Source organism: Phaeobacter porticola, assembly GCF_001888185.1.
Lineage (GTDB): Bacteria > Pseudomonadota > Alphaproteobacteria > Rhodobacterales > Rhodobacteraceae > Phaeobacter > Phaeobacter porticola.
The window spans coordinates 2,737,013-2,749,379 of the sequence record NZ_CP016364.1 but is presented as its reverse complement, the minus strand read 5'-3'; the positions used below and the strand labels follow the sequence as shown (position 1 = coordinate 2,749,379).

Annotated in this window: 10 protein-coding genes and 1 pseudogene; 5 read left to right on the top strand and 6 right to left on the bottom strand. The window is 57.0% G+C overall.

Annotated features, from left to right (window positions below; translation table 11 throughout):
• Positions 1–267: 267 nt before the first annotated feature.
• The 3 genes and pseudogenes from PhaeoP97_RS13185 to PhaeoP97_RS20910 form a co-directional block, all read left to right on the top strand.
• Positions 268–1,524: an extracellular solute-binding protein gene (locus PhaeoP97_RS13185; RefSeq protein ID WP_237028939.1), complete on the top strand. Its 1,257-nt coding sequence runs from the start codon at positions 268–270 to the stop codon at positions 1,522–1,524.
• On the top strand, positions 1,514–2,239 hold the full coding sequence (locus PhaeoP97_RS13180; protein ID WP_072505452.1) for an ATP-binding protein: 726 nt from the start codon (positions 1,514–1,516) through the stop codon (positions 2,237–2,239). Before PhaeoP97_RS13185 ends, PhaeoP97_RS13180 begins: the two co-directional genes overlap by 11 nt.
• Positions 2,240–2,343: 104 nt before the next feature.
• Positions 2,344–3,086 (top strand): annotated as a pseudogene (locus PhaeoP97_RS20910) (hypothetical protein); the annotation flags it as partial.
• Here the strand turns inward: PhaeoP97_RS20910 and PhaeoP97_RS13175 are convergent.
• Both PhaeoP97_RS13175 and PhaeoP97_RS13170 read right to left on the bottom strand, forming a co-directional pair.
• Positions 3,067–3,759 carry a response regulator gene (locus tag PhaeoP97_RS13175; RefSeq protein ID WP_072505451.1) on the bottom strand — a complete coding sequence of 231 codons (693 nt, stop codon included), beginning with the start codon at positions 3,757–3,759 and terminating at the stop codon, positions 3,067–3,069. The pseudogene PhaeoP97_RS20910 and the gene PhaeoP97_RS13175 overlap by 20 nt on opposite strands.
• A gap of 499 nt (positions 3,760–4,258) precedes the next feature.
• Entirely contained in the window at positions 4,259–5,113 is an 855-nt protein-coding gene (locus tag PhaeoP97_RS13170; RefSeq protein ID WP_072505450.1) for a LysR family transcriptional regulator, read from the bottom strand.
• A 114-nt stretch (positions 5,114–5,227) separates the two neighbouring features.
• Here PhaeoP97_RS13170 and tmpA point away from each other — a divergent pair, with 114 nt between their 5' ends.
• Together tmpA and tmpB are read left to right on the top strand one after the other, a co-directional pair.
• On the top strand, positions 5,228–6,373 hold the full coding sequence (tmpA, locus tag PhaeoP97_RS13165; protein ID WP_072506471.1) for a 2-trimethylaminoethylphosphonate dioxygenase: 1,146 nt from the start codon (positions 5,228–5,230) through the stop codon (positions 6,371–6,373).
• Positions 6,370–6,993: a (R)-1-hydroxy-2-trimethylaminoethylphosphonate oxygenase gene (gene tmpB / locus PhaeoP97_RS13160; RefSeq protein WP_072505449.1), complete on the top strand. Its 624-nt coding sequence runs from the start codon at positions 6,370–6,372 to the stop codon at positions 6,991–6,993. The genes tmpA and tmpB overlap by 4 nt, the downstream gene beginning before the upstream one ends.
• Positions 6,994–7,169: 176 nt before the next feature.
• Here the strand turns inward: tmpB and PhaeoP97_RS13155 are convergent, their stop codons facing one another.
• From PhaeoP97_RS13155 to PhaeoP97_RS13140, 4 genes are all read right to left on the bottom strand, one after another.
• Positions 7,170–8,315: an iron-containing alcohol dehydrogenase gene (locus tag PhaeoP97_RS13155; RefSeq protein WP_072505448.1), complete on the bottom strand. Its 1,146-nt coding sequence runs from the start codon at positions 8,313–8,315 to the stop codon at positions 7,170–7,172.
• A gap of 92 nt (positions 8,316–8,407) precedes the next feature.
• On the bottom strand, positions 8,408–9,790 hold the full coding sequence (locus tag PhaeoP97_RS13150; protein ID WP_072505447.1) for an aldehyde dehydrogenase family protein: 1,383 nt from the start codon (positions 9,788–9,790) through the stop codon (positions 8,408–8,410).
• A 65-nt stretch (positions 9,791–9,855) separates the two neighbouring features.
• Positions 9,856–11,208, bottom strand: a complete 1,353-nt coding sequence (locus PhaeoP97_RS13145; RefSeq protein WP_072505446.1) for a glutamine synthetase family protein — start codon at positions 11,206–11,208, stop codon at positions 9,856–9,858.
• Positions 11,209–11,318: 110 nt separating this feature from the next.
• Entirely contained in the window at positions 11,319–12,353 is a 1,035-nt protein-coding gene (locus tag PhaeoP97_RS13140; RefSeq protein ID WP_072505445.1) for a TRAP transporter substrate-binding protein, read from the bottom strand.
• Positions 12,354–12,367: the final 14 nt, after the last annotated feature.

Genomic DNA, 12,367 nt, shown 5'->3' with positions numbered 1-12,367 from the left:
GAAGTTAACGACACTGCGCAGATCCCTTCGGCTGTTTGCAGCACTCAACATAAGGTTGAGAGGTTTACCACCCGTTAACTGGGCGCAGATAAGGTTGACGAACATAAGCCACAGGCGAGTATCCCAATGTTTACCAGACGAAGCTTCACGACGCATACGGTGGCCCTGGGGCTAGGAGGGGCGCTGCCTAGGATAGCTGGTGCAGCGACTGACATCAAACACCCCAGGCCACTTCGGATCCTGACACCCCGAGGGGCAGAGGCGAATTTGGCCCCGGTTGTCGAGAGCTTTGAAATCATATGCGGGTGCCGTGCGGAGCTTGTCATTGTTGGCGCTGATGAGATTAACGCCGTATTGACGCTGGAATCGATGTTGCAGGAATTTGGCGTTGATGTCGCACTGCCAGCCACTTTTGGTATTCCTGATCTGGTCGAAGCTGATGCCATCTTGCCGTTGGATGCCCTTGCGCAAGAATATGCGCCGCAGGGACTGTCAGAGGCGTTGATGTACACGAGCGGAGATATATTCGATAACCGCCTTTGGGGATATCAAACCGATGGCGATGTGTTTTTGATGTTCTATAACAAAGCGTTTGTCGAAAATCCTGAGCTGGCAGAGCGATATGCCGACCAAAATGGCCATGCGCTTAGAACACCGCAGACCTGGGCAGAGCTGGATCGCCAGATGGCGTTTTTCCATGCGCCAGACGCCGGGCGCTATGGTGGGTGTCTCTTTCGTACCGCCGACAAGGTGGCCTGGGAGTGGTGGGCCCGGTTTCATGCCAAGGGCGCTTGGCCGTTCTCGCCAAACATGGAACCACAGATCAATGGCGACAAAGGCGTGGCCGTGTTGGAGGAGATGATCGCCGCCGCTGCGCATCTGGTTGGGGCCGATCTTGATCTGTTTGGCAATTGGGCGCGCTACAAGAAGGGTGATATCTACGCCAACATCGGCTGGGGTGGTACCCAAAAGAGCCTATATGAGCCAGGGTCGGCGATGCGGGACAATCTGATCAATGCGCCATTGCCCGGTGGCGACATCAATGACACTCATGTCCCTATGGCGTATTTTAACTGGGGGTGGAGTTATGTTGTCGCCAAAAACTCACAGCAGCCTGAGATGGCGTATAATTTCTGTGTGAATGCGGTGTCACAACAGGTGGGTGCGGCCGCGATTGCCCAAAAGAATGGTTTCTTTGATCCGTTCCGGGCTGACCAGTACCAGGATCCTGCAATTGTTGATGCCTACGGTGCGCAGTTTCTGCGGATCCATGAACAGGCCATGCTTTCTTCTATGCCCGATCTTTATCTGGCGCGGCGGAGTGAGTATTTTGATGCCCTATCTTACTGGCTCCTGGCTGCGTTGAGCGGCGACGTTACACCTCAGGTCGCGCTAAACAATGTCGCACAGTCCTGGCGCGCCACCACAGATCGTGTCGGAGCCAAGGTGCAATCGCGACGTTGGAAGGCATTGCGCGATACCTATCCTTCCGAACTCCGAAAGGCTCTTGCGGATGAAACATGAGACGCCAGACAAGGCGATAAGCCAAGCAACCCGTGATCAGGCCATGATGGGGGTTGTCTATAAAATCGTTCATGACCTGCGCGGATCTGTGCGGGCAATCGCGGAATTGCCCAACTGGATTGAGGAAGATCTAAATGATGTTGGGATAGTCTTGCCCGAGGCTCCAGCGCAGTCATTTGCGCTTCTTAAGCACCATGCAGTAAAACTGAATATGATGCTTGATCAGTTGTCACAATTCTCCAAGACGGGGTACCGTGAGACCACCAGGGTTTCTATTCGGGCATGTTTGGATCATGCGATTTCGGCACTCGACTTACCTGATGGCACCCGAGTCCGCGCTCATTTTGTGCCAGCTGAGATTGAAATGAACGCGGATGCGTTAATGTCCATGTTCCTGATTTTGGTTGGAAATGCTGTCAAGCATAATGCGGGCCCGGTGCATATTGCGATGATCGGGCGGCTGCGAGATGGCACATGGGAGTTGACGGTACGGGACAACGGTATCGGTTTGCCTGCTGATAAGCGGGAGCGTGTCTTTGATCCAATGAGCAAATTTTCGACTGCAGACACTGGTGGGGCCGGGATGGGGCTGGCAATCCTGCGGCGGCTTGCCGACAGCTATGGCGGTATCGCCGAAGCCCAGCCACCCCGGACCAAACAGGACGGAGCTACGATCCGAATTTGTTTGAAACAACCCCACACGCGGCTAAGCTGAGGCCCCATGAAGTTCTTGGAACAGCGTCGTTCACGTCTTGGAAAAACATGTGAGACCACGTCTGATCTATTCAGGTTGCCCAACGCGGGGATGGAGTGTCGTGACCCCTTTTTCCCAAATTCCACGGCAAGACGCGCGTAGATGGCAAGCGTGTTCTCACCGGAGTTAACTTTTCCAATTGCGAGGGTATACCATCGCCTAGCTTGCCGGTGGTATACTGCCCACACAAGTTACTCTGCACCCGTTGGAAGCGCACGAGCGATGACGGTATCTTTGGCCAATGATGGTCGGGCTGGCTGCAGACCATGGCGCATTCGTGACGGTCCTACTCAATGTCACTCACCACAAAGCCCAACGAGCAGCATCCAGTATCGACGGGTGTAAGCAAAAGGCGCGACCGCCTGTTTGGCCGAACCACGGGTGGCATGCAGACGAAGCTACACACTCCCTGCGCCGACGACGGGCGTCGGCTAAATCACTCAGCAACTTCCGATCACGTCAACGCCAACATCGGCGTAGGGGGGGCAAGTGAGCAGCTTACCGGATGCCGATAGACGACTTGGTGATCAAGAATATGATGAGGGTTGGTTTAGAAAGGCGTTGAAAGGTAGAGAGTTACAGAGCCTGCATCCCTGGCCGAGAACGCCGCACTACAGTCACTAGATACGATAAGCATCGTTGTAAGCGCCGCAGCCACTCTGATAAGTCAAATGTCGGGGGTCACGCCTTGAACCGCTGGCCCAGGGTATTCTCTTCAGCAAGCACGCGTAACTGCCGTGATTTACCAGTGCAACGCCTGAGCCTGCTACTTAAGGGAAAGACCCGCCTTAGTGGCGGATCTCGTTAAAGTTGTTGCTGTAGCTCTCGATCTCGTCAAAGAAGCGCCAAATATTCAGGCAGTGATCCTCAATCTCGTTCAGAGCTTCTGGCGATGGGGTCAGCCCCTGAGCATGACAAGCACGGATAAATGAGATCTGGCGATACATGCGGCGCAGCTTGGGCTGCAATTCGCTGATGCAGCCTTGGGCCATGCCACGTATCACGTTGCGTGTCGCCGCCTGCACCTCTGATTTAAGTGCCGGGTTGGAAAACGTTTCGGCGATAGAGTTGTAAATGACGCCATGCAGTTTCTCGGCGGTCAAATTGCCCTTGCCTACGTAGTCGACACAGCCTGCGCGTATCGAGCTGACCACGGCTTCGGTGTCCTCACGACCAGAGATCATGACCACCGGGACCTCTTCGGACATGAGTTGTTTTTTCACAACGGCAACTGCGTCCAGACCAGAGGCATCGCGCAGATGGTGGTCGACCAGACATAGGTCAACGACGTTCTCGCCCAGTGCTTTTTCAAAGTCGTGGATGTCAGAACATGTGATCACTTCGACCGTTCGATCGGCTTGAGCAATCAGTCGCCGCATCCGAGTGCGGTCAAATTCACTGTCGTCCAGAACTAGGACGCATAGGTTGCCAGAGGGCGGTGTCGTGTGACCAGTCTCGATCGTAACCTCAGTACCATTCATAGTGACGCCCTTTCCAAAGACTATGGCCAGAGATTGCCACTTCACCCCTAACGAATGATTAATTCACCTGTCCGATGTCGTTAAGACTTTAAGGAGGCAGCTTTGAGTTGTGTTTTGTCCGGTCTGAAAATTACCTGTTCATAAGCTGTTAAGGTCTTTTTTTGGCCTTTCGCAATGCTGGCGATGGGGGTTTTCCGATTTCTGGCAAGTGTTTCGGCGGCAATAAGAGGAGATATATTATCTATAAAGTATTTTTTGCCAGAACCATAACAAGGGGAACGGATCCATCGTAAATGTAGCGTGAACTGGTTTTGGACTGTGAAACGAGGTTCAATTGCGTTGTCGGATCGGATGTTGCGGGGCAGACCAATCGTTTTCTGATCACTTGATTTTCTATGGTTCGGCTCTGCAACGTGCCCCTATCGTCCCACTCTCGCAGGCCCGTTTTATCAACAACCGGTCAAAGCAGGAGGGGCGCGCGCGGGCGTTGAGCACGGTGTCACGCAATAATGTCTGTTAGATCGGCCCATTGTGCGCGGGTCAGCGCCTCTTGTCCGGCGATGATCCAATAGGTGGCATGATGTTCCAGGCAGTCCGGCCCTAGGTGCTCCAGCCGTCCTGCTGCCAGATCGTCTTGGCACAGAGCCAGTGACCCTAGCAACACACCTGACCCTGTCCGTGCGGCACCTAGGGCAGAGAGAAAAGTATCAAACCGCAGATGAGGAACCGGGGTGGTTCCGCCGCCAAATCGCGCAACCCAGTCCGGCCAGCCGGGACGGGGCCCGGAGCATGCGATCCGGGGCCAGTCATTCCAATGGCCACCGCGGGCAGTCAGCGCAGGCGCCGCGATCGGCGCGATATTCTCTGGATAGAGGGGCAGCTTGTATGGGTGGGGCCAGTCGCCGGTCCCGTAGCGAATGCGGATCACATCGTCCTCTGGCGCGTCATGGCTGCCCAAAACCATCGTCTGCACCGCAAGTTGGCCACCTGCAATCTCGGTCAGCGCGGCGAGACGGGGGGTCAACCACAGATCAATCACAGACTGGCTGGCAGAAATTGTCAGCGGCCTACGCCCACTGCCAAACAGCGCTTGGGAACTGTCGCGCAGCGTATCGAGCGCCGATCCTACATGCGGGAGCCAGGCCTCTCCCTCTATGGTCAGGGTGATTGCGCGTGGATGACGGTGAAAGAGTGTCGTTCCCAACCGTTTTTCCAGCTGCGCGATGCGTTGAGACACGGCCGACTGGGTGATCCCGGTTTCAGCGGCCGCAGCGGTGAAGCTGCCGCAACGGGCCGCCGCCTCAAAAACGCGGATCCATTCAAGGGGGGGCAATGAATTGTTACGATCTGGCATTAGCAATACTGGGCCTTAGTGCGGTAATTCCTAATTTGAGATTATGTAGCGGAGGTGGCAGCATATACACAAGTTTCAAACCCGAAACGACCAGACCAATCTATGGGGGATTCCATGCCGTCTGTTACTGTCGCTCCTGCGGGCGATTACCTCAGCCTGTCTCTTGGCGCATCGCGATTGCGCTTCCACGCAATTTGGCTGCGTGACAATGCGCCCGATCCCGAAACCCGTGCAGAGGCCAACGGCCAGCGCCTGATCGCACTGCGCGATATCCCGGCTGAGACAATAATCGCCGAGGCGAGTTTGGGCGGCGGGGGCCTTTGGCTGCGGTTTATGCCGGAGAACAAGACCGTGACTTATGATCTGAACTGGCTTCAGAACCACGCCTACGATCGTGATATTACTGCGGATCCGGGCTGGCTGTCTGGCGGGGTAGAGACTTGGGACGCCGCCCTGATGGTGTCCGTGCCGACGGGGGATTTCGCGGCTCTTGAGGCAGGCGGCACCGCGCTGGACGATTGGTTGGGCGCGATGACACGTTACGGGTTTGGCAAGATCGTCAATGGCCCGGTTGAAGATGGCGCTTTGTTCCGCGTGGTCGATCTGTTCGGACATGTCCGCGAGACCAACTACGGGCGCCATTTTGAGGTGCGTACCGAAGTGAACCCGACCAACCTCGCCTTCACTGGTCTGGGCTTGCAGGCGCATACCGACAATCCTTATCGCGATCCGGTGCCAACCATTCAGGTGCTCTACTGCCTCGAAAGCTCCGCTGCCGGGGGTGAAAACATGGTGGTGGACGGCTTTGCCGCCGCGCTGCGCCTCAAGGCCGAGAATGAGGCCTATTTCAACGTTCTTGCAGAGCATTGCGCGCGGTTTGAATACGCGGGTGAGGCGAACGTCTGCCTGACCTCGCGCCGTCCGATGATCGAACTGGCCCCCGATGGGGAGCTGATCGGGGTGCGTTTCAACAACCGGTCACTGGCGGCGGTGCAGGATGTCCCGTTTGAAAAAATGGCGCTTTATTATGCAGCCTATCGCCGCTTGGGTGAGATTATTGACGATACTGCGATGGAAGTGACCTTCCGCTTAAACCCCGGCGAGGCCTTTGTAGTGGACAACACCCGCGTCTTGCACGCGCGTAAGGGCTACTCGGGTGAGGGGACGCGGTGGCTGCAGGGCTGTTATGCTGACAAGGATGGGCTGCGCTCTGCTTATGACGCGCGGCGACGTCAGGCGCTGGTGGAGGCGGCAGAATGACCAGCAGCCAGCCACAGCCAGCAGCCACGCACGTCCCGCCAGACACGCTGGACCGGGAAACAATTGTCGCCTTCCTCGGATCTATTTTTGATCGGCGGGGCGGAGAGGAATATCTGGGCGAGCCGGTGACGATGGGCGAACATATGCTGCAGGGCGCCACCATCGCAGAGCAGAACGGCCAGCCAGAAGAGATCATCGTGGGCGCGCTGCTGCATGATATCGGCCATTTCACGTCCGAGTTTGGCACCTACCATCCCGATGATACCGAGGATCGACATCATGAGGACGCCGGGGCCGAGGTGCTGGAGCGGTTCTTTCCCAGCGTGATCACTGATTGTTGTCGCTATCATGTCGCAGCCAAGCGGTATCTCTGCGCGACGAAACCTGAGTATTTCAAACGGCTTTCCCCGGCGTCCGTCCATACGCTGGAGCTGCAGGGCGGGCAGATGAACGCGGAGGAAGTCGCAGCGTTTGAGGCCAATCCAAACCTGAAAGAGATCATCGCAGTGCGCTATCTTGATGAGGCGGGTAAGCGTGAAGGGATGGAAACCCCTGATTTCTGGCATTTTGCCCCAATGGTGCAGCGCATGGTCGACCGTCACTGTGGCATGTGTGATTGAGGTTTGAGCCGACCATAGGATTTGAAAAAAGCGGCCCCTCTCAACTTCGAGAGGGGCCGCAGTCTTGATGTGCCCTGTGCTGCGTCAAAACCGCACCGGGTCATCTATGCGCTGCGCTTAGCCGGGGATCGGTACAAGCGCAGCCGCAGGTTCATTGCAGACATGCTCTGCGTGGATCACATGGCATCCTTGAACAGTTTGGTTAGGTTTTCTTGGTCGAGAACCACGGGATTTCCGCCGCAGGATGGGTCGATGAGGGCGCCTTTGACAAGTTCGGGAATGGCGGCTTCGGTGACACCCAACTGGGAGAGACCGCGTGGGATGCCGAGGCTGTCGTTCAGCTCCTGCACATAGGCGCAGACGCCCTCAAAGCCGCCGTCGATGCCCAGATAATCTGCTGCGGTCTTGAAGCGGTCGGCGATCTCTGGCGCGTTGAAGGCCAGCACCGCGGGCATGCAGACGGCGTTGGTTGTGCCGTGGTGGGTGTTGAAGAGCGCCCCGATCGGGTGGCTCATGGCGTGGATCGCGCCCAGCCCTTTCTGGAATGCGGTGGCCCCCATGGCGGCGGCGGACATCATCTGGGCGCGGGCCTCAATGTCGGTGCCATCGGCATAGGCGCGTGGCAGGTAATCCTTGACCAAACGCATGCCTTCCAGCGCGATGCCCTGGGACATCGGGTGATAATGCGGGCTGCTGAAGGCCTCGACGCAATGGGCAAAAGCATCCAGCCCAGTGCCTGCGGTGATGAACTTGGGCATCCCCACGGTCAGCTCAGGATCACAAATCACCACGGTGGGCAGGACCTTCGGGTGAAAGATGATCTTCTTTTGATGGGTGATGCTGTCCGTGATCACGGAAGCGCGGCCCACTTCGGAGCCGGTGCCAGCCGTGGTCGGCACAGCGATGATCGGCGCGATGGCGTCAGCGTCGGCACGTGTCCACCAGTCGCCAATGTCCTCAAAATCCCAGACTGGGCGGTTCTGCCCGCACATGAAAGCAACCATTTTGCCGAGATCAAGGCCCGAACCGCCGCCGAATGCGATCACGCCATCGTGCCCGCCAGCCTTGTAGGCCTCGACACCGGCCTCCAGATTTTTCTCATTCGGGTTGGGGTCAACGTCAGAGAAGATACCGCGGCCAAGGCCTGCGGCTTCCATGATATCGAGCGTGGATTGGGTGACAGGCAGATTGGCCAACCCTTTATCAGTGACCAGCAGCGGTTTTTTGATACCAGCCGTGGCGCAGGCCTCGGCCAGTTCCTTGATCCGACCAGCGCCGAATTTGATTGCGGTTGGATAAGACCAGTTTCCAACGAGAGTCATTTGCGTGTTCCTGTGATGATGTGGGGGAGGGGGCGCTGCCCCCGCTTGCCTGTCGGCAAGCCCCCCGGAGTATTTGGAGAAAGGTGACAGGGTTAGCCGGTCACCTTCTTCAGGTGGTAGGATTTCGGGCGGGTCAGATTGTGGTACCCAATGACCGACAGACCGCCACCGCGACCAGTGTTCTTGCAGCCAGTCCAGCACAGACCCGGATCAAGGTAATCGGCTCGGTTCATGAACACGGTGCCGGTTTCAATCTGATCACCAACAGTCTGAGCACGGTCCAGGTCGGCGGTCCAGAGAGAGGCCGTCAGACCAAATTCGCTGTCATTCATCAGGGCAATGGCCTCTTCATCCGACGAAACCTTCATGATGCCGACGACGGGGCCAAAGCTTTCGTCGCGCATGACCCGCATGTCATGTGTGACATTGGTCAGGATCTGCGGTGTCAGGTAGGCACCACCGTCATCCGCAGGCATCGGCGCGATATGTGCCACGGCGCCTGCCTCGACGGCTTCGGCGATCTGGTCGCGGACCTCCTTCGCAAAGCGGACGTTGGCCATCGGACCCATGGTTGTGTCCTGCTCAAGGGGGTTGCCCAGCTTGTAGCCTTTGACGATGGCAATCGCTTTCTCCACAAAAGCCTCATAGAGGCTTTCGTGCACGTAGATCCGCTCAATTCCGCAGCAGCACTGGCCTGCGTTGAACATCGCGCCGTCAATCAGAGTATCGACTGCTGCATCCACGTCAGCGTCTTCCATGACATAACCCGGATCCTTGCCGCCAAGTTCGGTGCCAACACCGGTAAAGGTGCCTGCGGCGGCACGCTCCATCGCCTGACCGCCACCGACGGAGCCGGTGAAGTTCACAAAATCAAACGCGTTTTTGGCGATCAGATCTGATGTCGTGTCATGGTCGAGGAACGCGTTTTGGAACACATCTGCTGGAACGCCGACAGATTGGAAGGCCTGCGCCATGCGTTCACCAACCAACAGTGTCTGGGTTGCATGTTTCAGTACCACGGTGTTGCCCGCGATCAGCGCCGGAGCCACCGTGTTGATTGCCGTCATATAGGGATAGTTCCAAGGGGCCACAACCAACACAACCCCATGAGGCACGCGCTTGATATAGCGTTTGAAACTCTCATCTTCGCCCACGGAGATATCGCGAAGAGAGTCGCTGGCGATCTTTGCCATATGGCTGGCGCGTTCGTTGAAACCGCCGAATTCACCACCGTAACGCACGGGACGGCCCATCATATGGGCCAGCTCGGGCACGATCTCGTCGTTCATCGTACCGATCGCTGCAACACCGGCCATGACGAGGTCAATCCGCTCCTGCAAGGGGCGCGCCGTCCATGCGGTTTGCGCGGTACGAGCCTTGCCTGCCGCCTCAAAGGCTGCATCGGGTGACAGTGTCTCTCGCTCTGCATAGACCGATCCGTCGATCGGCGAGATACATTTCAGGGTCTGGCCCATAATCTTCCTCACTTGGTTTGACGGGGCTTTGCCCCATCGTCATCTTTCCAAAAATACGGCTCGCCTTAGGCGCGCTCGAACCCGCGGGCGATTTCGTAGTCGGTGACCGCACGTTCGAAATCTTCGATTTCGACTTCAGCGGCGCGGGCATAGTGATCTACGACTGCATCGCCAAAGGCGTTACGCAGCAGCTTGGACTGGTGCAAGGCATCGCGTGATTCACGCAGGGTCGCTGGAATCATACCGGTGTCGCCTTTGTAAGCGTCGCCAATGGTGGGCGGGGCCAGTTCCAGCTTTTCCTCAATACCTGCGATCCCGGCAGCCAACTGCGCGGCCATCGCCAGATAGGGGTTAAGATCTGAGCCACCAACCCGGCACTCGACCCGAATGGCTTTGCTGCCTACGCCACAGAGCCGGAACCCGGCGGTGCGGTTGTCGACCGACCAAATGATCCGGGTCGGGGCAAAGCTGCCCTTCATGAACCGTTTGTAGCTGTTGATATAGGGGGCCAGAAAATAGGTGTAGTCCGGTGCGTATTTCAGCATACCCGCCATATAGTGCCTCATCAGCTCGGACATGCCCAGCTCGTCCGTCTCGTCATAAAAGGCGGGTTTGCCATCCTTCCAGAGCGACTGATGCACGTGGCTGGAAGAGCCGACCTTGTCGCGGTGCCACTTGGGCAGGAATGTTGCGGCATGGCCTTTCTGATGCGCGATCTCTTTGATCGCATGTTTGGCAATCGTATGATAATCGGCCGTATCCAGCGCTGGGGCATATTTGATGTTCAGCTCTTCCTGACCTGTTTCTGCCTCGCCTTTGGAATTTTCGATCGGCAGGCCAGCGTCATAGAGATGGTTGCGGATCGGCCGCATCACATGCTCTTCGCGGGTGGTCTGCATAATGTTGTAGTCTTCGTTGTAGCCAGAAATCGGGGCCAAATCGCGGAAGCCAGATTTACGCACCTCGTCAAAGCTCTTTTCAAAGAGAAAGAACTCCAGCTCTGTGGCCATCATCGCATCAAAGCCCATTTCGGTCAGGCGGGCGATCTGGCGCTTCAGGATGGAGCGCGGCGAATGGGGCACCTCTTTGTGGGTGTTGTGGTCCAGTACATCGCAGAGCACCATGACCGTGCCCTCCAGCCAGGGCACAGGGCGCAGCGTCTCAAGATCGGGCTTCATGACGTAATCGCCATAGCCGTTTTCCCAGCTGGTCGAGGCGTAGCCGTCCGGCGTCGCCATTTCCAGGTCGGTGGCGAGAAGGTAGTTGCAGCAATGGGTTTCTTCCCATGCGCCATTCACAAAATGCTTGGCGTGAAAGCGTTTGCCCATAAGGCGCCCCTGCATGTCCACAAGGCACACAAGAACTGTATCAACTGTGCCGTCGGCAACTTGGTCTTTGAGCGTATCGAAGGAGAGCATGAGCAGCCCTTTGTGTTCTGAGGCCACAACTTTTACACAAAGTCGGGCAAATTCCTTGGAAAGAAGTTTGGCCCACCTCTCGCGGGCCAAACTCTGTTTTTCGTCATGGCTTAGCCGTAGCGGTAGGGGCGGCCTGCTTTCTGCATGTCTGCGTTGTACTTCTTGATAATTTCGACAACACGCGCCTTGGTCGGGCTCTCGGCTGCGACCTCATCCCAGAATTTATGGGCGGCATCCTCAACGGTGGCCCATTCTTCATCGGGAATTGTGGTCAGCTCCATCTTCGGACCGTTGACGCGCAGGTCTGCCTCGCCGCCCCAATACCACCACTGACGGTAGTAGTGCGACTGGTCACAGCAGACACGGAACAGCGTTTGCAGATCTTCTGGCAGCTCGTTCCAACGGCCCTGATTGGCAAAGAAGGACCCAGCCCATGCACCCGAAATATTGTTGGTCAAGAAGTAGTTGGTCACATCAGCCCAGCCGACTGTGTAATCCTCGGTGATGCCTGACCATGCGATCCCATCAAGTTCACCGGTCTGCATGGCGACTTCGATGTCTTCCCACGGCAGGGTCACCGGCACGACGCCGAATTGGCTTAGGAAGCGACCGGCTGTCGGGAAGGTGAAGACACGCTTACCTTTCAGATCTGCCAGACTGCGGATCGGATCTTTGGTGGCAAAATGGCAGGGATCCCATGCGCCAGCAGAGATGTGTTTGACGCCGACTTTGGAATATTCTTCATCCCAGATCTCGTTCAGGCCGTATTGGTTGAACAGCACTGGCACATCGAGCGAGTAGCGCGAGGCAAAGGGGAAGTAGCCGCCAAAGACGGTGACATCGGTGGGCGAGGCCATGGAGTCATCATCGGACTGCACCGCATCAATGGTGCCACGCTGCATGGCGCGGAACAGCTCACCGGTCGGGACCAGCTGGTCGGCATAGTACAACTCGATCTGCATGCGGTCGCCTGCGATCTTGTTGAACATGTCGATGGCGGGTTTCACCACATGTTCCGCCAGCGCCGCACCGGCATAGGTCTGCATACGCCATGTGATCTTGGACTGGGCCAGAGCTGGTGTTGCCAGTGGGGCCGCAATGGCGCCGACGCCGGCGGTCTGAATAAACTTACGTCTTGTTGTCATGTCTCTTCTCCGTT

What these genes read in the sequence shown, in the direction of transcription:
- PhaeoP97_RS13180 (WP_072505452.1), top strand. Translation starts at nt 1,514, where the DNA reads ATGAAACATGAGACGCCAGACAAGGCGATAAGCCAAGCAACCCGTGAT.
- PhaeoP97_RS13175 (WP_072505451.1), bottom strand. Translation starts at nt 3,759, where the DNA reads ATGAATGGTACTGAGGTTACGATCGAGACTGGTCACACGACACCGCCC.
- PhaeoP97_RS13170 (WP_072505450.1), bottom strand. Translation starts at nt 5,113, where the DNA reads ATGCCAGATCGTAACAATTCATTGCCCCCCCTTGAATGGATCCGCGTT.
- tmpA (WP_072506471.1), top strand. Translation starts at nt 5,228, where the DNA reads ATGCCGTCTGTTACTGTCGCTCCTGCGGGCGATTACCTCAGCCTGTCT.
- tmpB (WP_072505449.1), top strand. Translation starts at nt 6,370, where the DNA reads ATGACCAGCAGCCAGCCACAGCCAGCAGCCACGCACGTCCCGCCAGAC.
- PhaeoP97_RS13155 (WP_072505448.1), bottom strand. Translation starts at nt 8,315, where the DNA reads ATGACTCTCGTTGGAAACTGGTCTTATCCAACCGCAATCAAATTCGGC.
- PhaeoP97_RS13150 (WP_072505447.1), bottom strand. Translation starts at nt 9,790, where the DNA reads ATGGGCCAGACCCTGAAATGTATCTCGCCGATCGACGGATCGGTCTAT.
- PhaeoP97_RS13145 (WP_072505446.1), bottom strand. Translation starts at nt 11,208, where the DNA reads ATGCTCTCCTTCGATACGCTCAAAGACCAAGTTGCCGACGGCACAGTT.
- PhaeoP97_RS13140 (WP_072505445.1), bottom strand. Translation starts at nt 12,353, where the DNA reads ATGACAACAAGACGTAAGTTTATTCAGACCGCCGGCGTCGGCGCCATT.